Annotated in this window: 26 protein-coding genes and 1 riboswitch; of the genes, 20 read left to right on the forward strand and 6 right to left on the reverse strand. The window is 36.4% G+C overall.

Features of this window, described 5'->3' with window-relative positions; translation table 11 throughout:
• The first annotated feature begins 7 nt into the window (after positions 1-7).
• From IEV09_RS01550 to IEV09_RS01570, 6 genes are all read left to right on the forward strand, one after another.
• Positions 8-766 (forward strand): DeoR/GlpR family DNA-binding transcription regulator, encoded by a 759-nt coding sequence (locus IEV09_RS01550; protein ID WP_188366498.1) that lies wholly within the window; start codon positions 8-10, stop codon positions 764-766.
• A 47-nt stretch (positions 767-813) separates the two neighbouring features.
• Positions 814-1,191 carry a RidA family protein gene (locus IEV09_RS01555; protein WP_188366499.1) on the forward strand — a complete coding sequence of 126 codons (378 nt, stop codon included), beginning with the start codon at positions 814-816 and terminating at the stop codon, positions 1,189-1,191.
• A gap of 160 nt (positions 1,192-1,351) precedes the next feature.
• A complete protein-coding gene (locus IEV09_RS01560) occupies positions 1,352-2,698 on the forward strand; it encodes a metallophosphoesterase family protein (protein WP_188366500.1) in 1,347 nt (448 codons plus the stop codon).
• A 29-nt stretch (positions 2,699-2,727) separates the two neighbouring features.
• Positions 2,728-2,907, forward strand: coding sequence for a hypothetical protein (locus IEV09_RS12695; RefSeq protein WP_229731639.1), 180 nt, complete (start codon positions 2,728-2,730; stop codon positions 2,905-2,907).
• Positions 2,859-3,218: a YbaK/EbsC family protein gene (locus tag IEV09_RS01565; RefSeq protein WP_229731640.1), complete on the forward strand. Its 360-nt coding sequence runs from the start codon at positions 2,859-2,861 to the stop codon at positions 3,216-3,218. The genes IEV09_RS12695 and IEV09_RS01565 overlap by 49 nt, the downstream gene beginning before the upstream one ends.
• 94 nt (positions 3,219-3,312) lie before the next feature.
• Complete coding sequence (locus IEV09_RS01570; RefSeq protein WP_209651412.1) at positions 3,313-4,305, forward strand: alpha/beta hydrolase; 993 nt, start codon at positions 3,313-3,315, stop codon at positions 4,303-4,305.
• 120 nt (positions 4,306-4,425) lie between these two features.
• On the opposite strand, the gene IEV09_RS01575 is transcribed toward IEV09_RS01570, so the two are convergent.
• On the reverse strand, positions 4,426-5,331 hold the full coding sequence (locus IEV09_RS01575) for an AraC family transcriptional regulator (RefSeq protein ID WP_188366502.1): 906 nt from the start codon (positions 5,329-5,331) through the stop codon (positions 4,426-4,428).
• Positions 5,332-5,596: 265 nt separating this feature from the next.
• Here IEV09_RS01575 and IEV09_RS01580 point away from each other — a divergent pair, with 265 nt between their 5' ends.
• From IEV09_RS01580 to IEV09_RS01595, 5 genes are all read left to right on the forward strand, one after another.
• Positions 5,597-6,448 carry an aldo/keto reductase gene (locus IEV09_RS01580; RefSeq protein ID WP_275950516.1) on the forward strand — a complete coding sequence of 284 codons (852 nt, stop codon included), beginning with the start codon at positions 5,597-5,599 and terminating at the stop codon, positions 6,446-6,448.
• Between the two features lie 371 nt (positions 6,449-6,819).
• Positions 6,820-7,134: a hypothetical protein gene (locus IEV09_RS01585; RefSeq protein WP_188366503.1), complete on the forward strand. Its 315-nt coding sequence runs from the start codon at positions 6,820-6,822 to the stop codon at positions 7,132-7,134.
• A 38-nt stretch (positions 7,135-7,172) separates the two neighbouring features.
• A complete protein-coding gene (locus tag IEV09_RS12790) occupies positions 7,173-7,301 on the forward strand; it encodes a hypothetical protein (RefSeq protein ID WP_268234640.1) in 129 nt (42 codons plus the stop codon).
• A 186-nt stretch (positions 7,302-7,487) separates the two neighbouring features.
• Positions 7,488-7,871, forward strand: a complete 384-nt coding sequence (locus IEV09_RS01590) for a RidA family protein (protein ID WP_188366504.1) — start codon at positions 7,488-7,490, stop codon at positions 7,869-7,871.
• Positions 7,872-8,025: 154 nt separating this feature from the next.
• Positions 8,026-8,622 (forward strand): ankyrin repeat domain-containing protein, encoded by a 597-nt coding sequence (locus IEV09_RS01595; protein ID WP_306450157.1) that lies wholly within the window; start codon positions 8,026-8,028, stop codon positions 8,620-8,622.
• Positions 8,623-8,660: 38 nt separating this feature from the next.
• Here the strand turns inward: IEV09_RS01595 and IEV09_RS01600 are convergent, their stop codons facing one another.
• Positions 8,661-9,137, reverse strand: a complete 477-nt coding sequence (locus tag IEV09_RS01600; RefSeq protein ID WP_188366506.1) for a nucleoside deaminase — start codon at positions 9,135-9,137, stop codon at positions 8,661-8,663.
• A 171-nt stretch (positions 9,138-9,308) separates the two neighbouring features.
• On the opposite strand from IEV09_RS01600, the gene IEV09_RS01605 reads away from it, so the two are divergent.
• From IEV09_RS01605 to IEV09_RS01635, 7 genes are all read left to right on the forward strand, one after another.
• The gene (locus IEV09_RS01605; protein ID WP_188366507.1) at positions 9,309-10,289 is read left to right on the forward strand and encodes a tRNA dihydrouridine synthase; all 981 of its coding nucleotides are present in this window, start codon (positions 9,309-9,311) and stop codon (positions 10,287-10,289) included.
• 28 nt (positions 10,290-10,317) lie between these two features.
• Positions 10,318-10,393: riboswitch (Fluoride riboswitch) on the forward strand.
• Between the two features lie 55 nt (positions 10,394-10,448).
• Positions 10,449-11,627, forward strand: a complete 1,179-nt coding sequence (locus IEV09_RS01610) for a cation:proton antiporter (protein WP_188366508.1) — start codon at positions 10,449-10,451, stop codon at positions 11,625-11,627.
• Positions 11,628-11,980: 353 nt separating this feature from the next.
• On the forward strand, positions 11,981-13,555 hold the full coding sequence (locus IEV09_RS01615; protein WP_188366509.1) for an ABC transporter substrate-binding protein: 1,575 nt from the start codon (positions 11,981-11,983) through the stop codon (positions 13,553-13,555).
• Between the two features lie 65 nt (positions 13,556-13,620).
• A complete protein-coding gene (locus IEV09_RS01620) occupies positions 13,621-14,583 on the forward strand; it encodes an ABC transporter permease (RefSeq protein ID WP_188366510.1) in 963 nt (320 codons plus the stop codon).
• Positions 14,580-15,401, forward strand: a complete 822-nt coding sequence (locus IEV09_RS01625) for an ABC transporter permease (protein ID WP_188366511.1) — start codon at positions 14,580-14,582, stop codon at positions 15,399-15,401. Before IEV09_RS01620 ends, IEV09_RS01625 begins: the two co-directional genes overlap by 4 nt.
• A 3-nt stretch (positions 15,402-15,404) precedes the next feature.
• Positions 15,405-16,286: an ABC transporter ATP-binding protein gene (locus IEV09_RS01630; RefSeq protein WP_188366512.1), complete on the forward strand. Its 882-nt coding sequence runs from the start codon at positions 15,405-15,407 to the stop codon at positions 16,284-16,286.
• Entirely contained in the window at positions 16,283-17,170 is an 888-nt protein-coding gene (locus IEV09_RS01635; RefSeq protein WP_188366513.1) for an ATP-binding cassette domain-containing protein, read from the forward strand. Before IEV09_RS01630 ends, IEV09_RS01635 begins: the two co-directional genes overlap by 4 nt.
• Positions 17,171-17,226: 56 nt before the next feature.
• Here the strand turns inward: IEV09_RS01635 and IEV09_RS01640 are convergent, their stop codons facing one another.
• From IEV09_RS01640 to IEV09_RS01655, 4 genes are all read right to left on the reverse strand, one after another.
• On the reverse strand, positions 17,227-17,505 hold the full coding sequence (locus tag IEV09_RS01640) for a DUF3784 domain-containing protein (RefSeq protein ID WP_188366514.1): 279 nt from the start codon (positions 17,503-17,505) through the stop codon (positions 17,227-17,229).
• A gap of 10 nt (positions 17,506-17,515) precedes the next feature.
• A complete protein-coding gene (locus IEV09_RS01645) occupies positions 17,516-17,878 on the reverse strand; it encodes a hypothetical protein (RefSeq protein ID WP_188366515.1) in 363 nt (120 codons plus the stop codon).
• Positions 17,875-18,093: a helix-turn-helix transcriptional regulator gene (locus tag IEV09_RS01650; RefSeq protein WP_188366516.1), complete on the reverse strand. Its 219-nt coding sequence runs from the start codon at positions 18,091-18,093 to the stop codon at positions 17,875-17,877. The genes IEV09_RS01645 and IEV09_RS01650 overlap by 4 nt, the downstream gene beginning before the upstream one ends.
• Positions 18,094-18,199: 106 nt before the next feature.
• Positions 18,200-18,784, reverse strand: coding sequence for a C40 family peptidase (locus IEV09_RS01655; RefSeq protein ID WP_188366517.1), 585 nt, complete (start codon positions 18,782-18,784; stop codon positions 18,200-18,202).
• A 301-nt stretch (positions 18,785-19,085) separates the two neighbouring features.
• On the opposite strand from IEV09_RS01655, the gene IEV09_RS01660 reads away from it, so the two are divergent.
• Together IEV09_RS01660 and IEV09_RS01665 are read left to right on the forward strand one after the other, a co-directional pair.
• Positions 19,086-19,445, forward strand: coding sequence for a DUF2200 domain-containing protein (locus tag IEV09_RS01660; RefSeq protein WP_188366518.1), 360 nt, complete (start codon positions 19,086-19,088; stop codon positions 19,443-19,445).
• 27 nt (positions 19,446-19,472) lie between these two features.
• Positions 19,473-20,021: a DNA-3-methyladenine glycosylase I gene (locus IEV09_RS01665; RefSeq protein WP_373281466.1), complete on the forward strand. Its 549-nt coding sequence runs from the start codon at positions 19,473-19,475 to the stop codon at positions 20,019-20,021.
• Position 20,022 lies beyond the last annotated feature (1 nt).

Here is a 20,022-nt window from a genome sequence, read left to right on the forward strand (position 1 = left end):
CGATAGCTTGTTAGCGGCTGATAGAAGAGAAGAAATCTTAAAAAAATTGGCGATTGAAGGTAGTGTGATTGTTTCAAAATTAACACGTGAATTTGATGTATCGATCGAAACAATTCGAAGAGATTTAGAAACGCTAGAAAAAAAAGGGTTATTGAAGCGTGTTCATGGTGGGGCCGTCTTAAAAGGAAATCAATCGAGCAAACTACATTATGCAAAAAGAAAAGACGAGTCGATTGAGGAGAAAAGAGAAATCGCCCAAAAAGCGGTAAGCTATATTGAAGAAGGTTCTGTCATTGCTTTGAACAATAGTACAACAAACTTAGAAATTGCTAAAGAAATGAAGCATCATTTCAATGAGTTGACGATAATCACCAATTCACTGATGATTACAAATGAATTAGCCGAAAAAGAAAATTTTACAATTATTTTATTAGGCGGTGTCTTAAACAGTAAAGAATACTCATTTGATGGACAATTTACAGGAGACATGTTGTCGAATTTTGTGGTTCACAAGTCATTTTTAAGTATGGCTGGAGTTTCGCTTTCCCGAGGAGTGACTGATTACTTAATGAGCGAAGTTCATATTCAAAAGAAGTTAATTGAGATTTCTCAAGAAGTAATTGTCTTAGTCACAAGTGATAATGTGGATAATGAGTCCCTTGTGAAAATTGCTGACATTGAGGAAATTAATTTAATTATTACAGATTCTAAGGTAAATCCGGATATTATAAAAAAATATTCAGAATATGGTGTAGAAATTATTTAAAAAGAAATTTATAACATAATATTATAGCAATCAAAGGAGAATGACAAATGAATATTAAACCAATCACAACAAATGGTGCACCTGGTGCTATCGGGCCATATTCGCAAGCTATTCAAATAGGAGAACTTGTTTATACATCCGGTCAATTGCCAGTTAATCCAACAACTGGAATGATTCCAGAAGGTGTGAAAGAACAAGCAAAGCAATCATTAGAAAATGTTCAAGCGATTCTAGAATCAACAGGAACGAGCATGGAGAAAGTTTTTAAAACAACTATTTTTATTAAAGATATGAATGATTTCGTAGAAATTAATGAGGTTTATAGCCAGTTTTTCAAAGAGCCGTTTCCTGCTAGAAGCTGTGTGGAAGTTGCTCGACTACCAAAAGACGTCAAAGTTGAAATTGAAGTGATTGCAACACTATAAATCGTAAAAAAACCTAAAAATGATTACTCGAAAGTAATTTGTTTTTAGGTTTTTTTGCACTTATTTACATTTAAGCCAATTGAGTGCAAATAATCCCGAAGTCTTTTATACTAAAATAGTACTAAATTCACAAAAATGTCTTTAAAAGGAAGGATAACGCTTGATTAAAAAAAGAAGTTTTATCATCTTTATAATTAGTATCGTATTCATGAGTGCGTTGTTTATTATCAATCAACAACGCATGAAAGGGCAAGCGAGTACGCAAGTTCCTAAACAACTATTGACTGCAGCAGATCCTGAACTGTGGGTTATTTCAGATAATCATTTTTATGCAGATGAATTATTTGAGGATAGCGAAAAATTTCGGCAATTTGAAGCCACTTCAGTTGGAAAAGACATTCGATATACTTCACAAGTCTTAACAGCTTTTGTCAAAAAAGCTTTGAAAGAAAAACCGGATGGCATTGTACTGACCGGTGATACGACGTTAAATGGTGAAAAACAGAGTCTAGAACAAATGACTGAAATTTTTAAGCCATTAAAAGCAGCAGGAATCCCTGTTTTTGCGATTCCAGGTAATCATGATATTTATAATGGTTGGGCACGAAAATTCACCAATCAACAACAAATTACGACACACCAAATTAGTCCCGGTGATTTTCGATTGGCTTTTTCTGATGGTTATAACCTCAGTCATTCAGAAGATAAACATTCACTCAGCTATGCGGTTGACCTAGAAAACTATCGCTTGTTATTCCTCGATAGTAATATTTATGCGGATCGTTTTTCAAAAATAGAACCCATTACAAGTGGCGAATTTAAGGAAAAGACACTTGAATGGATTGAGAGCTCTCTAAAAGAAGCGAAAGTATTGAAAAAAACACCGATTCTTTTCATGCATCATAACTTATTAGCGCACAATGAAAAAGTTACAAAAGGTTTTGTTTTGAATAATGCCACGAGGGTGTTATCACTTGTTAAACAGTATGAGGTACCACTGGCAGTGACCGGGCATATCCATTTACAAAATATTATGCAAAGCAGAGATAATCCGAATTTTTATGAAATTACTAGTTCCTCTTTTAGTACTGCGGGTAATCAGATTGGCCATCTACAACTATTAAATAATCAAATGAAGTATGAAGTAGAGGCTTTCGATCCACGAGAATATTTTGACTCACTTGCTTTAGAAAATCCTTATTTAAAAGAGTATCCATCATATCTAGAAGAGAAATATCGCCAAGTTGGAAAAGATCTTGCGACAAATATTCTTGTACAGTCAGACATCGAAAATGCTGAAAAATTAGCTGATATGGTAGGAGAGGCGAATTTACGATATTTTACAGGGAATAATCAATTGACCGAAGCGGAGAAAGATCAGATTAGAAATGATCCCAACTATGCAATGTTAAAAAAATCAGTTCCTCGACTGTGGCAAAGTATTGAACATTCGATTGAAGATACGAACATCCCGAACAATCGATCGATCACAATTGATTTACCGTAAAAAGAATAAAATCTAAGTGGAGGCCATTAATGAAGAAACCATACGCTGATTTTTTCGAAACAGAAGGTATTTCGTATAAGCGTTATGAACATATCCCTGTTTACACGATCGAACAAGCTAAATTATTAGTATTTGAAGAAGAGATTTTGGAAATAAAAATTTGTTTTTACGTAACAAAAAGAAGAGTGCGTCCTACTTATTTAGTGTAACGGAAGAATGTTCATTGACTTTGAAACAAATGTCAGAATTAACTGGTGAAAATAAATTGAGTTTTGCCTCAAAAGAAGAATTATTTACAAAATTAAAAGTTGAACCAGGTGCCGTTTCACTGCTAAATGTTCTAAATGATGAAAGAAAAACGATTCATTATTTCATCGAAAAAAAGATTGTCAATCATCCAGCCGTAGCTTTTCATCCGAATCGAAATGACCAAACACTTGTTTTTCATGGTGAAATCATTCCTAAACTGATGAATTATTGCCAAGTGACACATTATCACATGTTTGAATGGAATCATTGATTGTTTTTTGATAAATATTCTCACATTTGAATGAGAACATGATAAAATAAATTCAGTCAAATAAAAATAGTGACTCGGATAGGAGTAAATGCTTTTGAAAAAAATAGTCAGGAATTTTGCTATTGTCTTACTTGGGGGAATTGGTCTCGTACTTGCTTTAATCTTTGTTTCACCTCGACCGACGGCACTATTAATTAATAAAATGTTTGAAGGAGGGTTAGCAGTTAAACCAGCTAACTATGATGAAATTGAAAAACAAACAATTAGTTATACAGATATTTCCTACGAATCAAAGTTTAAAGATGGCTATTTAGATGTCGTTAAACCTGTTAAACACAGTGGAAAAGTACCTGTTATATTTTGGGTTCATGGAGGCGCGTTTGTAGGCGGAGATAAATCAGACGTAACGGAGTATGCCGTTCAAATCGCTAACCAAGGTTATGTCGTTGTGAATCTTAATTACCAACTGGCGCCCAGTGCAATCTATCCTACACCTGTTAAACAGTTGGATGAAGCTTATCAATACATAAAAGAACATGCAGAAGATTATGGGATTGATTTAGAGCGAATTTATTTTGCTGGTGATTCAGCTGGAGCACAAATTGCCAGTCAATATTTAACGATTCAAGTCAATAAAAACTATAAAAACAAGAGTGACATTCAAGCCAGCATCCCTATAGAGACGCTTAAAGGCGCATTATTATTCTGCGGACCATATGATATCTCGCAATTTGCGAGCATGAGTGATAATGCTGTGTTGCAATTTTTCTTAAAGAGAATTGGTTGGTCCTACATTGGAGAACGAGATTGGTCCAATTCAGAGGTGATACAAGAAGCTTCGATCATTGAACACGTTGGAGAAGACTTTCCGAGTACATTTATTACAGATGGAAATGTGAATTCTTTCCAAAATCAAGGCGTTGCATTGGCAGAAAAATTACGAGCACAAGGTGTGATGGTTCAGGATGTTTTTTATTCACTTGATGAGGCCAAATTAGAACACGAATATCAATTCATAATGAATACGCCACAAGCAGTAAATACGTTTAATCAGTTAATTGATTTTTTAAATGAAACGAGTCAATAAGTAGAGATGGAGTTATTTGTTAGGACGATTGTAGAATTTTTTAGATATCTAAACAAAGATAATTGAACAAAATGAAGAATGGGCAACCCTAATCGTCAATTATGGGTGTCCATTTTTTAGTTATCGTAGCGTCAACTTTTCTTCAAAAAACTTCACGTCTTCTTTGGGTGACCGACCAAACATTCGAGAATATTCTCGGCTAAACTGGGACGGACTTTCATATCCGACACGAAAAGCAACATCGGAAGCGTTTAAGGGTTCCGAAATTAGGAGACGTCGTGCCGTTTGTAATCGTAATTCTTTTTGGAATTGGATGGGACTCATCGTTGTTACTTGGTTGAAATGACGATACAAAGTTGCGGGACTCATCTGTGCGATAGCAGTCAACTGTTTGATAGGAATATTTTTTTCATAGTTTTTTGTAATATATTGAATGACTTGTGCCACTTGTTGTGTCGTACTGCCTTCAATGCCGATTTGAATGAGTTGTTCCCGATGTTCGCTTTGCAAGAGACGATAAATAATTTCTTTTTTGATAAGAGGTGCAAGGACTGAAATATCTGCTGGCGTTTCGAGTAAGTAGACTAAACGAAGCAAGGCGTCAAGTAAAGGCTGTTCCATTTGACTAATGTATATGCCACGTTTCGTAGTCTTTGATTTTTGAGTAGTCAATGCCATTTCTCGTAAGCAGTCAATAATTTCATGAGCTGAAAAATCCAGTTTTAAGGCTAAATAAGGCTTTTCTGAAGAAGCTTTTGTGATTTGCGCAATAACAGGTAATTCGACAGAAGCAATTAAATAATGATTGGGATTATAAGTATACCGTTCGTTTGAAAGTAGGGCTTCTTTTTCACCTTGGGCAATAACACATAAAGATGTCGTATAAACACCATGAGCAGGATCGGTAATTTTTGATATTCGAGTGAATGATAATGTCGGAATCAACGAAGGATGTTGACCGTCTGTTCGAGTATATCGTTCAATGATATTGGTAAGTGCTTCTTGCTGTAGTAAATGATGTGACATAAAAGTCATCTCCTTATAAGATCTCATTTCAACCAGTATAAGTGATAGGAGGTTCAACTGTAAATGGATATGAGAGGATTAGGCAAACATTTGAAAAATATAGGCTACCGTTTCATTCCGATCTTGAACGATAATGAAAATAAGATTACTACTTTGATAACGTTTAGCAATTTGTAGCGAATTTGGAAAATATTCATTTTTCGACAAAAAATAAATTTATCGAGTGGGTACTAAATCTAATATGCAAGTATGAGGAGGAATTTTTTTGAAAGAAGTTATTTTGAATAATGGGGTAAAAATGCCAATCTTAGGTTTTGGTGTTTTTCAAATCAATGATCCACTAGAATGTGAACAGGCAGTTGTTGATGCGATAGAAATCGGTTATCGTTTAATTGATACGGCAGCTTCATATTTAAATGAAGAGGCTGTGGGTAATGGCATTAAACGTAGCGGAATTCCTCGTGAAGAGCTATTTATTACAACCAAGCTTTGGGTGCAAGATACTGGATATGAAAAAACAAAACGAGCGTTTAATCTCTCGTTAGAAAGATTGCAAGTTGACTATCTCGATTTATATTTAATTCACCAACCTTATGGTGACGTACATGGTTCATGGCGTGCGATGGAGGAGCTTTACGCAGAAGGAAAAATAAAAGCGATTGGCGTCAGTAATTTTCAAGAAGATCGTTTGATGGACTTGATCATTCATAATAAAATCACTCCTGCAGTGAATCAAGTCGAAACACATCCTTTCCATCAACAAATTGAAAATGCTCATTTTATGAAAGAAAATAATGTTCAGATTGAAGCGTGGGCACCTTTTGCAGAGGGACGAAATGAGTTGTTTACCAACGAAAGATTGCAATCCATCGCAAAAGAGTATCAAAAATCACCCGCTCAAATCGTTTTACGTTGGCTTATCCAAAGAGGCATTGTGGTGATTCCAAAATCGGTCCGTAAAGAGCGAATGCTTGAAAACATCACTGTCTTTGATTTTGAACTAAGTGAAGAAAACATGGCTCTTATTGCTCAAATGGATCAAAAAGAAAGTTTATTTTTTTCGCATCGTGATCCAGAAATCGTTAAAGGATTAGGGTTAAGAAAATTAGACATTTAAAGACAGAAGATGAGAGTCAGTAGCGTAGAAAAATACGAATGGAATGGTTTAAATTTTGTTTCGTTCATCCATTTATTTCCAGATCAACCTTCAATAGTACAGATGTAAAAAGCATATTTATCTTACAATTGCTACCTATCAAAATCACCTATTTCTTCTATTATTAAATGGTCGAATTCGACAAGCAGAATTTGTTCTAATCCTATTGTTCGTCTTAATACGTTCAATTTTAGTTGGTATTCTAATAAATCGTAAACAACAAGTCGATATTTTGTAAGTTATTGAAAATATTCGTATGAAAACATGGTTTTCTCTTTCAAAAAAAAATTCAATATGCTATATTTACACAAGTAGAGAAGAGGTGGATTTTTATGATGCAGCTATTATTGATGCTTTATGTGATCCTATTTGTTTTGGTCGTTGTGGGTCAATTTTTGCTTTATAAAAATAGCGAAAAAAATATTGGATTCATTTGGAATACGATTTTAGGGATTTTATTCTCCTATCTTATATTTACCGCATTGCCAAATAATTTTATTGTGGAACGAGTGATTAGTCTTATTTGGGGAGTTTTAGCGATAGGTGCTCTGATTATCGGGAATTTTGCTCAGAAAAACAAACTGATTAGTAAAATTTTATTTTCGGTGGCAGTTATTGGCGGTAGTATTCACTTATTCTTTCTCTAACAAATCATCGATATTAATGAAGGAAGTGTCATATAACTATGAATACAAAAGAAAAAATGCAAGAACTAATTAAAAAGAAACAAGGCGGCGGAAGATCAAAACAAGTCGATGTTCCGAAGAACGATCGTAAAAACATGCGTAAAGGGCCAAAGATTTTTAATAAGTAAACGAAAAATAGCGTTATTCGATGATTACTCGTTGAATAACGCTATTTTTTTAAAAATCGATAAAAAGTTAACGAATAAAGAATTCTTTATCCGCTTTCGCATAAGGAAAAAGGGTGAGTCCTATAGATTGATGTCTTTCAGATCAATTTATATGATAAGATAAGAACAGAAAATAGGAGGGATATTATGGGAAGAAAAACGTATACTGGGAAATCAATGACATCGTCAGGACCGTACTCTCATGCGGTTGATGCGGGTGATTTTATTTATTTCTCTGGTCAAACTGGCTACAATGGGGCAGATTATCAAGGAGAGAAATACGATATTACGACACAAACGAAGAAAAGTTTTGCTTACTTAAAAGATGCTCTAGATCAAGCGGGTGTGACTTTTGATGATATTGTAAAGGTGAATGTATACTTAACTGGAATGAAATATTTTGAGGAAATGAATTCCGTTTATCAAACGATGTTCAACGAACCGTTTCCAGCCCGCACATGTGTCGCTGTTTATGAGTTACCCTTAGGTGCGGATGTTGAAATTGAATGCATTGTTAAGAAGCCTGTGTGAGTCTATGTTTAAGACAATCGCATTCGTGTTCGCAGTATCTTTACTATTAGTAGGTTGCTCACCGAAAAAGGTTACAGAGGATTCAATCTCTTCTACTAATAGTTTTAGCCGTGTTGAAATGTCAGAAACCATGGAAACGAAAGGATCGATATCAATGGATGAGTTATCAGGAGAATTAATCGAAGCCGTTGAAGGGAATGACTTAGTGACAGTCAAAGAAATTATAGCCATTCAACCCGATGCAATCAATCAGACAAATAGTCAAGGTGAAAGCCCACTATTAATTGCGACACACAATAATTCACTGGAAATTGCGAAAGTATTAATTGATGCCAAGGCTGATGTCAATCAGCAAGATCAAATACAAGACAGTCCATTTTTATATGCAGGCGCCGAAGGTAAAACTGAGATTCTAGCATATATGCTAGAACATGGTCAGCCCGATCAATCAATTGTCAATCGTTATGGTGGTAACGCCTTGATTCCAGCAGCGGAAAAAGGGCACCTTGCCAACGTCAAATTACTACTTGAAGACGGTCGTTTAGATATTAATCATCAAAATAATTTTGGCTATACAGCATTAATCGAAGCGGTTGCTTTAAGAGATGGTTCGCAGGTTTATTTAGAGATTGTCCAGGAGCTTTTGAAATACAATGCAGATAAAACGTTACGTGATCATTCAGGTCGAACAGCAGAAGACTGTGCCAAAGAGCTAGGCTACGATCGAATTTTACAGGAGTTGCAAAAATAACAAAAAAAGAAAGCTTGTCACAAAGCTTTCTTTTTTTGTTATTTTGTGTGGAATCGTTCTTGTAGAAGTCGAACTTCCTCGGCCAATTCGGGGTCAGGACCATCAATAATCGTATCACGAATGACTTCTGCAATCGATAGATTACGAACACGTCCTGGGGCCACACCTAGAGCACTAAGCCATTCTACGAGTTGTTTCGAGGAGCTAGCGTAAACAATCCGCCCAAGCCCGACCCAACCATGAGCTGCAGCGCACATTGGACAATGTTCACCAGACGTATACACAGTGGACTTTTGGCGTTCTTCGGGCGTTAGATTTTCTGCTGCCCATCTTGCTAAAGCAAATTCCGGGTGTTGAGTATGATCGCCACCAGCTACCTGGTTGTGATCTTCAGCTAAAATCTCACCAGAAGCAGAGACCAAAATTGAGCCAAAAGGTTCATCGCCTTTTGTTAAGGCAATTTCGGCTAATTCGACACAGCGTTTCAAATATTTCTTATCCTTCTCATCAATCATTTGTATCCTCCTTCTTAAATATCTTATCTTTCATTTTGGCTGAGAGACTGTCTTATGTCAAACAATGCGTAAGGCTTTGCTTCTTGGCTAAATTATTAGTATAATAGGAATGTTTTTGAAGATGATTCGTAACAGTAGATAAAAAGTGTAAGAAATGGAGAGTTAACATTTATGAGTAACAATTTTTGGGCTGATTTACCAAAGCCTTTTTTCGTATTAGCACCGATGGAAGATGTGACGGATGTTGTTTTTCGTCATGTGATTAAAGAAGCTGGCGCACCGAATGTGTACTTTACAGAATTTACGAATTCAGATAGTTTTTGTCACCCAGATGGAAAAGACAGTGTTCGTGGTCGCCTCGCTTTTACAGAAGATGAACAGCCAATCGTGGCGCATATTTGGGGAGATAATCCCGTTTATTTTAAAGAGATGAGTCTTGCGCTAGCTGAAATGGGCTTTAAAGGGCTGGATATTAATATGGGCTGTCCTGTACCCAATGTTGCGGGTCGAGGAAAAGGTAGTGGCTTAATTTTACGCCCAGAAGTTGCAGCAGAGTTAATCGAGGCAGCTAAGGCTGGAGGAATACCGGTCAGTGTCAAAACAAGAATTGGTTACGCTGAAATGTCAGAAATGGAAGCTTGGATTAGTCACCTTTTAAAACAAGGCATTGCCAATTTATCGATTCATCTGCGGACACGTAATGAAATGAGTAAAGTCGATGCCCATTGGGAAGTCATTCCACAAATCATGGCTTTGCGTGATAAAATTGCACCCGACACATTGATTACGATTAACGGTGATATTCCAGATCGTCAAAAAGGCTTGGAATTATTTGAGCAATATGGTGTCGATGGAATAATGATTGGTCGAGGGATTTTTAAAAATCCTTATGCATTTGAATTAGAAAAAAAAGAACATACGAGTCAAGAATTACTAGGTTTATTACGACTGCAACTTGATTTACAAGATCATTATGCAGAGATGGTACCTCGTTCAATCGTAGGCTTGCATCGTTTCTTTAAAATTTATGTTAAAGGTTTTCCAGGAGCGAGTGATTTACGAGTGAGCTTAATGGGGACAAAATCGACGGATGAAGTCCGCGCGATTTTAGATGCATTTCAGAAAATGAGTGAAGAAGAAATCGGTGGCTGATTGACAGTCGATTTCACCTATAGTACAATTTTTCATAGGGAATGAAGTTCTCCCTAGGTGTACAACCTAAACCGCTTATTCAAGCTGATGACTTCTGCGAAAATACTCGCAGGATCATTGGCTTTTTTTGATTGCTGCGAGAAGAATGGAGAGAACAAAATGTTACTATCACTTGCACTAATTTTTCTAGTTGGGATGAGTTTAGGTAAATTATTCCAATTAATGGGTCTACCACAATTGCTAGGGATGCTCCTGACAGGCATCTTGCTAGGTCCTGGTGTTTTGAATTTATTAGATCCGACGATTCTAGCTCTTTCAACGGATTTAAGACAAATTGCATTGATTATTATTTTAATTCGTGCAGGCTTAAATTTAGATGTTTATGACTTGAAAAAAGTTGGGCGGCCAGCAATCTTAATGTGTTTTATCCCAGCTTGTTTTGAAATAATTGGTATGCTGCTATTAGGTCCTCGTTTTTTTGGACTTAGTTTATTAGATGCGGCTATTTTAGGTACAGTCATCGCGGCGGTATCTCCGGCAGTCATTGTCCCTCGTATGTTAAAATTGATGGAAACCAATTATGGGACGAAAAAAAGCATTCCCCAAATGATTTTAGCCGGTGCTTCAGTCGATGATGTTTTTGTGATTATTTTATTTACGGCATTCATGGGATTGGCACAAGGAGAGTCGATTACAGCCACTCACTTATTAAACATTCCGATTGCAATTGTTCTTGGTATTTTTGTCGGCGTTTTACTCGGAATCATTCTGGCGAAATTATTCACCATTTTACGAATGCGAGACACAGGAAAAGTCATTATTTTGTTGTCACTTTCATTTTTACTCGTCACGTGTGAACAATGGCTGTCAGGAATTGTTAGTTTTTCAGGATTGTTAGCAGTGATGGCGCTTGGTGTGACATTGAATCAGTTAAAACAGGCTGTTACAATCCGCTTATCATTAAAATTTTCAAAATTATGGAGTGGGGCAGAAATTCTTTTGTTCGTCCTTGTCGGTGCGTTAATTAATTTGGACTATGCAAGGAATGCAGGATTTCTAGCTGTTTTGATTGTTGTCGGAAGCTTATTCTTTAGAATTGTCGGTGTTTTTGTTAGCTTGATTGGTACAAATTTGGATCGGAAAGAAAAAATATTTACAGCGATTGCCTATACCCCAAAAGCCACGGTTCAAGCGGCAATTGGCGGGTTACCACTTGCGATGGGATTGGCTAGTGGTGAAATTATTTTAACCGTTGCGGTATTGTCGATTGTTGTGACTGCACCACTCGGAGCAATCTTAATGGATAAAACTTATCGAAGCTTTCTTTCTAAAGATTGACTAGTTCAAAATAATGAGTGGTATTATTTGACAGTACATTACAATTAGGTTAAAGTAACTCTTATTAACAAGCTAGGGAAAGTATGAAACGTTGATTAGACCAGTCTTTTTGATTAAAATACAATAAGTTGTATAATCGATAAATTGACGCTCTATTAAGGAACAAGAATGTTACCTTTATCAGCAATGCTTTTTGCGTTGGCTGATAAAGGTTTTTTTATTTAAAGGAGGTGAGGCAGAAAAGATGAATAATGAAGATATGGGCGAGTGTTGCTGTTGGTTCTGCTTCATTGATCAAAGGAAATTAAGAAAAAACCTTTGATGTGTTTTTAAATAAAAGGGAGGCTATACGAATGGGGAAAAGAAACAAATGGTTAGCTGGGATAATTGTCGCGACAAGTTTGGTACTGGTAGCATGTGGTGGAAATACGAGCGAGACCGGAAATAGTGAGGCTGTTTCAGGAGGAGATAAAGCATCGTTTACCTATGCAATTAGCGGTGATCCGTCATCGACCAATCCGATTAACACAAGTGATCGTTGGGGGCTAACAATGAATAATATGATTTATTCGCCATTAGTTGTTGTAGAAACGGATGGCACTCAACGTAATGCCTTAGCAGAATCTGTTGAAGCGGCAGAAGATGGCTTATCGTTAACTGTTCAATTAAAACAAGAGGTCAAGTGGTCAGATGGCGAAAACTTGACAGCCGATGATGTTGTTTTTACCTATGAACAAAAAGTAAAAAAAGAAAATGGGAATGCCGATCAATTATGGATTAATGATCAACCGATTAAAATCGAAAAAGTTGATGATTATACGGTAAAATTTGTTTTACCATCTCCAAGTGCGGCTGCTTTGCAAAATATCGTTTCCGAAACTTTTATTATTCCGGAACATGTTTTTAAAGATGAAGCCGATTTTTCTGTTAATGATTTGTCGAGCCCGGCAGTTGGAACGGGGCCTTATCGCTTAAAAGAATATAAACGTGGCGAATATTTAACTTTTGAAGCCAACGAACACTACTATGGTGGTGAAGCAAAAATTAAAAATGTGACGTTACGTATTATTGAAAGTACAGATACAGCAAAAGTTGCCTTACAAAAAGGTGAAGTCGATGCGGCAGTTGTCTTACCTTCAGATATTGCGGATCTAGACAGTGGATCAATTACAACTTATCCATATTCAGAAAATCGTGTTGGTTACATGGGTGTCAATACTATATCCGAGGCATTGAAAGATCCGAAAGTGCGTCAAGCAGTCTTTTTTGCAATTAACAAGGCAGAACTCAATCAAGCAGCTTATTTGGATGAGCAATATTTTTCGACACCGTACTCATTTTTACCACCAAATAACCCTTATGCAACAGAAGATTTAGAAAAATATGAAACGAATATTGAGAAATCAAAAGAGCTTTTAAAGGAAGCGGGTGTAACAGATTTAAAACTAAATATTGCTTTTAGCTCGACTGATCCCGCTCAAACGATTCAAGCGACATTGATTCAACAACAATTACAACAAGCAGGAATCAATGTAACCTTAGAAGGTGGCGACGGTACAGCTATTTATACCGAATTAAGTAAACCAGGTTCTACGAAATATAACCTTTTCTTAGGTGGTTATATTATGGGAAATGATCCTGATTTATATAGTTCGCTATTTACAACGAATGGAAGTGCCAATTACTTCCAAACCAAGAATGCTGAAACCGACCAACTATTTGTTGATGCAGCAATTGAACTAGATCCTGAGAAGCGTGCACTCCTGTATGATGATTTACAACGTGCAATTGCAGATGATGCCCGGATTTATCCAATTGTTGATAATAAGAAGATCCTTGCAGTTAGCAACCGGATTGGTAACGTTGAAGATGCTGGTTTGATTCCAATTTATACATTTGATGATTTATCTAAATTAACGATTAAGTAAACGAAGGGGCTGTGACAGAAGTCACGCCCCTAAATTTTTATATAAAATCAGAGAGGATGAAAAAGGTGCTCCAATATATCTTAAAACGAATACTACAAGCGATTCCTTTGTTACTAGTCATCTCATTTATCGTGTTTTCACTTATTCATTTAGCACCATACGATGTGATCGATTCAATGACGACACCGAATATGTCGCAAGGTCAAATCGACTTATTAAGAGAACGCTATGGATTGAACGAACCTTTTTTAGTTCAATACTTTATTTGGCTTAAAAATATTGTGACTGGCGATTTGGGCTATTCATTAGTCACGCAAAAAAGCATTGCAGGAGAAATGATGGTCCGAATTCCAAATACGATTCGCTTGGTTTTACCTGCGTATTTAACGGCTTTATTTTTGGCAATTGCTCTTGGTTTAATTGCAGGAGCTAATAAAGGGAAATTTTTGGATCGTTTAATTGATGGAATTGCCTCTATTGGAATTGCTGTACCGACTTTTTGGTTTGCCATGATTTTAATTTATTTTTTTGGTTACCGTTTAAATTGGTTTTCAATTATCGGTATGCACACTGTTGGAAAAGAAGGCGATTTAGCGGACTATCTCAATCATTTCATTTTACCTTACACCACATTAACCGTGGCTTTCTTTCCCGAGTTAACCCGTTATATCCGATCATCGACAAGGCAACAAGTGTCAGAAGATTATGTGATGGTTCAAAGGGCTTTTCATGCAAGTGAGTGGCAAATTTTTAGTCGACACATTAGTCGTAACGTCTTAATTCCTGTAGTCACGCAAATAGGCTTAGCTCTACCGATGTTAGTGACGGGAGCCATTATTACTGAAACGATTTTTGCTTGGCCAGGTGTGGGACCGTATTTAATGAGTGCTACCAAAAGTCTGGATTATCCTGTGATTATGGCGATGATGCTATTATCAGCGACTTTAGTAATCTTAGGTAACCTCTTATCGGATGTTTTATATTCGATTGTCGATCCGCGGATTCGTAAAGGAGGTTCACGAGTATGATAAAATTCCGAAACTTATTATTTTCCTCACCGGTTTATACTTTTTCGGTTATTTATTTAGTGTTGCTCTTTTTATTGTCGATTACGGCTCCCTTGTTACCAATAGATCCAAATGCAACCAATGTCAGTAATATGTCGCAACCACCGAGTTTTGAGCATTTATTTGGAACGGATGAAGTTGGACGCGATTACTTTATTCGTGTAGTGTATGGCGGACGCGTCTCACTACTTGTCGGCGTCCTAGCAATGGTTACAGCCACCACGATTGGCACGTTTGTTGGACTTGTCTCTGGTTATTTCGGTGGATGGGTTGATAATGTCTTGATGCGAATCGTCGATGTTTTATCTGCGATCCCTTGGCTGGTGTTGGTGATTGTTCTGAGCGTTTTCTTGCGCCCTGGTTTATCAACGATTATTATTGTGATTGGTGGTTTTTCTTGGATGAGCATTGCACGATTGATTCGAGGCGAAACATTAGCTGCGAAAGAGCGGGAATATGTTTTGTATGGCCAGTTTATTGGGCAATCAGCCTCAACAATTATCTTTCGACATGTTTTCCCTGCTGTACTTCCGACTCTAATTGTTGCAGCTTCAGCCAGTATTTCTGGTGCGATTATGACTGAATCAGCCTTAAGCTTTTTAGGATTGGGAATTCAACAACCGATGGCTTCGTGGGGGAGTTTATTACAAAATGCTCAAAGCAGTTTACAAAGAGCACCTTATATGGCAATTTTACCTGGAGTATTTGTTGTCCTAACGGTTTATTCCTTCAATAATTTGGGTGATATGATTAAAGCCATATTACAAAAGGAGGTTTGATCGATGACACAAAATATTTTAGAAATCCAAGGATTACAAGCGAGCTATCATCACAAAAAAGGTTCTCAAACACTTTTAAAAGAAATTAACTTGAAGATTCCAGAAGGACAAGTGGTCGGTATTGTAGGTGAGTCTGGTAGTGGAAAAAGTATGACTATGAAAAGTATTTTGAATATCTTGCCTGAAAATGTTGAAGCAACTTTTGAACGGTTTATTTTTGATGGTATTGAACAACAAAGTCCGAAAGAGTTACCAATTTCGATGATTTTTCAAGATCCGATGACGTCTTTGAATCCACTAAGACGGATCGGTTATCATTTAATCGAAGTTATCCGTCGTAATCAAAAAGTCTCTAAAAAAGAGGCGGAAAAGTTAGCTATTGCGGAGTTAGAGAAGGTTGGTATTTCATTACCTGAAAAAAGAATGAAGCAATTTCCACATGAATTGTCTGGTGGGATGCGTCAACGTGTAATGATTGCGATGGCGTTACTAGCACAGCCGAGACTTTTAATTGCCGATGAACCAACGACTGCTCTAGATGTCACTATACAAGCCCAAATACTAAGGTTAATTCAAACGTTACAAGAACAAAATAACTTATCTGTAATTTTGGTGACACATGATCTTGGCGTTGTAGCGGGGATGTGTGATCAAATTAAAGTGATGTATCAAGGTCGAATTGTTGAAGAGGGGACGGTAGATGATATTTTTTATCATGCGCAACACCCTTACACTAAGCAACTTCTTCTAGCTGCTCATTTAGGAGATAAAGACGCGAAACTGACGACTTTTACCTATAATGAACAATTAACGGATCATCTCATTCAAAAAGAGATTTCAGAAACACACCGAATTTGGTTAATAGCAAAGGAGATAGCGAAATGACGGAGTTGCTACGTGTCGAGCAGGCGAATAAGATTTTTAGTACAAAAAACTGGCGTGGGCAAGTGAGTGAAGTTCATGCAGTCGATGATGTCTCTTTGACGATCCATCAAGGAGAAACGCTTGGTTTAGTTGGTGAGTCGGGGAGTGGGAAGACTACCTTAGGACGAAGTATTTTAAACTTAGAACAATTGACTTCGGGGCGTGTTTTTTTTGAAGGGCAGGAACTATCACAGTTGTCAAAAAGTGAACAAAAGACCTTCTATCAAAAAATGCAAATCATCTTTCAAGATCCGTATTCTGCATTGAATCCAAAAATGAGTGCATTAGAGCTTGTGATGGAACCTTTACTGACAGATTCAAAAGAAGAAGCGCAGAAAAAAGCGCAAGAAATACTTGAAACAGTTGGGATTAAAGGAGAAGCGATTCATAAACTACCACGGTCATTTAGTGGCGGTCAACGCCAAAGAATTGGTATTGCACGTGCGGTTGTTAATCGACCGGCTTTTATTTTATGTGATGAGCCGACCTCAGCGCTAGATGTCTCAATTCAAGGACAAATTATTCAATTGTTAAAAGTATTACAGCAAGAATTTCGCTTATCTTATTTGTTTATTTCACATGATTTATCTGTGATTCGTCATATATCTGATCGAATTGCTGTCATGTATCAAGGGAAACTTGTTGAATTGGCACCGACAAAAGAATTATTCGAAAATCCGCAGCATTTATACACAAAAAAATTATTGGCTGCAGCACCAATTGCGGATCCTAAATTAGCTCGTCAAGCGATGAAGCAAAAAGTGATTCAACAAAAAATCGAGTTATCACAGAAATTTGAATGGAAAGAAGTGGCTGATAATCATTTTGTTCGCATTGATCAATGATAATTTGCGGAAAAAATCCAGTATCTTTACGAAATTTCGTAAAGATACTGGATTTTTTATTGAACCATTTTTATTTGAACATAAATAATTTGAAGAATAATTACGGCAAGAGCACCAATTGCGAGCGGTTCGGCAAACGGCACACGAATCAGACCGGCTAATAGTAACAAAGCACCTAGTATGGCATAGGTAAAGCCGACCATTTTAGCTAGCTTCTCTTTATCGGCTACGCGTTTCTCGTTATAACCAGCTAAAATCCAGAGTGCTTTTTTGACTCCAATCAAATAACCAGAGAAAAGTAAATAACTTCCTAAAAGAATAATTTCTATTGTCATATCGATCCTCCTATAATTTTTTCATAATTGTTGGTATCAAGTAAAAAGGAATAATCAAAGTCGCGATTAAATATAAAATGATAAATGTTGGACTGATGTTAATCCTCAAAAGTGCAGACTGATTGATCAACAGAATCCCAAGTAAAAGAGAGTTAAGCAAATAAACGGTACGTAGTGACCATTTGCTAATGTTAGCTTCAACGCGTTCATCATACTCAACATTGTTATCAATACCTTTGTGTCGTTGATATTTAGCGTAAACGACTAGACAGATGAGTATGCCGACGATTAATTTTGAAGATAGTGAATCGCCAACTAAGCGAAGTGCAATAATAAGTGCAATGAGTGGCAAGTAGGTAATAATTGTTTTCATATAGATTCCTCCATCCAAAAAAGTTGATCAATTGATGTATTCAAAGCTTTGGCGATGAGCAAACACACTCTAATTGTTGGATTGTATTTGTTGTTTTCGATTAAGTGCATTGTTTGTCGAGTGACACCGACTTGTTTCGCCAAATCATTTTGTGTCATATTCCCTTGTGCGAGTCGTAGCTGTTTTACTTGGTTTCTTACTTGAATATCTTTCATGACATGAACCTCCATTGATGTAATGGTAACATATATGTTACTTAAAGGTAAAGTATATGTTACATAATATTGAAATAAAAAAACAAACGAATACATATTCGTTTGCCTATTGAATCGTTTGAGGTAAAAAGTGACGAGTCAGCGTTTCTTTATGACCGTAATTTCGAATTTTACCACAATAAATAATTTTAGGTTCTGTTAATTTCAAATAATCATGTGGGCGAATTAAGGTTTCTGGCTTATCAAATAAGGTGATACCAGATGTATTTAGGACTTCCGTAACAAATTGAGAACAAAAATATTTATTTTTCCGCTTAATATCTATACCTAAATCGCAATAAATTAATCCAATCAAACTATAGCGATAAATATCTTGTTTTGCTTTAAATGCCGAAATCTTTTTTCTTATTCTCTTCCATTGTTTTTCAGTTACGGGAATTTTTAGAACAATAATTCGAGTATTGCCGAATTTTTTATAAAACCCACTACTTTTACTTTCTTTGACGAAGCCCGAAGAAAAGACATGCCAATACGTTTTTCGACCAAATGAGTAGATTCGCTCTAAATCCTCGTCTAAAGAAATCGAACAATGGTTATAGCTGACGCCTAGTTTTTTTTGAATAATTCTACCTAGAACAGTGTCCGTACCCGATAGGACAACATAGACGTGCTTATTTAGTGTTTCTACCAACAATTTCTCCTCCCTGTTATTTTAATAATTGTCTTATGAGATAAGCCAATTGAGGGATAACAGTTTTTAAGACCATTGTTTTAATTATAGGTGACTGCGCGAAAAAAAGATATGACAAAATAAAAAATAAATTGCTATAATGAAGAATAGGAATCAATCAGGATGAGCACGGGGGAAAATTCAAGATACATTGGTGTTAGTTGTTACTCCAAGTATGAATAAATTTAACGTCTTGTTAGAGTTAATACTTTTTCACATTGCCACTGTTTGAGATGAAGAGTAAAAGAAAGAGGCGAACTAAATGAAGAAACACCGTATTTATACAATGACGGTTGCTAGTGTCTACCCGCTATATTTAACGAAAGTGGAGAAAAAAGGACGAACAAAAGAAGAAGTGGATCAAGTTTTTCGATGGTTAACGGGCTATACACAAGAGGCTATCGATCAGCATTTAGCCGCTGAGACTAATTTTGAAGACTTTTTTGCGCAAGCGCCGAAGTTGAATGCCAATCGTTCACTAATTAAAGGAATGATTTGTGGCGTTCGAATTGAAGAAATAGAGGAACCTTTAATGCGAGAAGTCCGTTATTTGGATAAATTAATTGATGAGCTTGCTAAAGGTAAAAAAATGGAAAAGATTCTACGGTCATCGATAGACTAATAGAGATAGATGAAAGAAGTGATAAGAATGCGCTGTGAATGGGCAAATGGAAGTGTATTAGAACAAGAATATCATGACCATGAATGGGGGAAAGAAACTCACGATGATCAACAGCTTTTTGAGATGTTGGTACTTGAGAATATGCAATCTGGTTTAAGTTGGTCAACGATTTTAAACAAAAGAGAAAATTTTCGTCAAGCTTTTGACAATTTCGAGATTCAAAAAGTGGCTCAATATAATGAGGATAAATTTGTAGAATTAATGAACAATGCTGGGATCGTTCGGCACTCGTTAAAAATTAAAGCAGCGATTCATAATGCGCAATTAATTTTAGCGATTCAGGAAGAATACGGTAGTTTCGATGCTTATTTTTGGGGGTTCACTCAACATAAGGTGAAAAATAATCCTTGGAAAACGATCGTTGAAGTACCTGCGACAACGGAATTATCAGATGAAATTAGTCGAAAAATGAAAAAAAGAGGTTTTAAATTTATTGGTAGTACAACCGTTTATGCCTTTATGCAAGCTATAGGAATGGTCAATGATCATCTGATTACTTGCGAGTTCAAAAAATAAG

The sequence above is a fragment of the Enterococcus alcedinis genome, assembly GCF_014635985.1.
In the GTDB taxonomy this organism is placed as follows: domain Bacteria; phylum Bacillota; class Bacilli; order Lactobacillales; family Enterococcaceae; genus Enterococcus_I; species Enterococcus_I alcedinis.

What these genes read in the sequence shown, in the direction of transcription:
- IEV09_RS01625 (WP_188366511.1), top strand. Translation starts at nt 14,580, where the DNA reads ATGATAAAATTCCGAAACTTATTATTTTCCTCACCGGTTTATACTTTT.
- IEV09_RS01645 (WP_188366515.1), bottom strand. Translation starts at nt 17,878, where the DNA reads ATGAAAACAATTATTACCTACTTGCCACTCATTGCACTTATTATTGCA.
- IEV09_RS01585 (WP_188366503.1), top strand. Translation starts at nt 6,820, where the DNA reads ATGATGCAGCTATTATTGATGCTTTATGTGATCCTATTTGTTTTGGTC.
- IEV09_RS01650 (WP_188366516.1), bottom strand. Translation starts at nt 18,093, where the DNA reads ATGAAAGATATTCAAGTAAGAAACCAAGTAAAACAGCTACGACTCGCA.
- IEV09_RS12790 (WP_268234640.1), top strand. Translation starts at nt 7,173, where the DNA reads ATGAATACAAAAGAAAAAATGCAAGAACTAATTAAAAAGAAACAAGGC.
- IEV09_RS01660 (WP_188366518.1), top strand. Translation starts at nt 19,086, where the DNA reads ATGAAGAAACACCGTATTTATACAATGACGGTTGCTAGTGTCTACCCG.
- IEV09_RS01610 (WP_188366508.1), top strand. Translation starts at nt 10,449, where the DNA reads ATGTTACTATCACTTGCACTAATTTTTCTAGTTGGGATGAGTTTAGGT.
- IEV09_RS01555 (WP_188366499.1), top strand. Translation starts at nt 814, where the DNA reads ATGAATATTAAACCAATCACAACAAATGGTGCACCTGGTGCTATCGGG.
- IEV09_RS01590 (WP_188366504.1), top strand. Translation starts at nt 7,488, where the DNA reads ATGGGAAGAAAAACGTATACTGGGAAATCAATGACATCGTCAGGACCG.
- IEV09_RS01575 (WP_188366502.1), bottom strand. Translation starts at nt 5,331, where the DNA reads ATGTCACATCATTTACTACAGCAAGAAGCACTTACCAATATCATTGAA.
- IEV09_RS01665 (WP_373281466.1), top strand. Translation starts at nt 19,473, where the DNA reads ATGCGCTGTGAATGGGCAAATGGAAGTGTATTAGAACAAGAATATCAT.
- IEV09_RS01635 (WP_188366513.1), top strand. Translation starts at nt 16,283, where the DNA reads ATGACGGAGTTGCTACGTGTCGAGCAGGCGAATAAGATTTTTAGTACA.
- IEV09_RS01605 (WP_188366507.1), top strand. Translation starts at nt 9,309, where the DNA reads ATGAGTAACAATTTTTGGGCTGATTTACCAAAGCCTTTTTTCGTATTA.
- IEV09_RS01595 (WP_306450157.1), top strand. Translation starts at nt 8,026, where the DNA reads ATGGATGAGTTATCAGGAGAATTAATCGAAGCCGTTGAAGGGAATGAC.
- IEV09_RS01630 (WP_188366512.1), top strand. Translation starts at nt 15,405, where the DNA reads ATGACACAAAATATTTTAGAAATCCAAGGATTACAAGCGAGCTATCAT.
- IEV09_RS01615 (WP_188366509.1), top strand. Translation starts at nt 11,981, where the DNA reads ATGGGGAAAAGAAACAAATGGTTAGCTGGGATAATTGTCGCGACAAGT.
- IEV09_RS01600 (WP_188366506.1), bottom strand. Translation starts at nt 9,137, where the DNA reads ATGATTGATGAGAAGGATAAGAAATATTTGAAACGCTGTGTCGAATTA.
- IEV09_RS01640 (WP_188366514.1), bottom strand. Translation starts at nt 17,505, where the DNA reads ATGACAATAGAAATTATTCTTTTAGGAAGTTATTTACTTTTCTCTGGT.
- IEV09_RS12695 (WP_229731639.1), top strand. Translation starts at nt 2,728, where the DNA reads ATGAAGAAACCATACGCTGATTTTTTCGAAACAGAAGGTATTTCGTAT.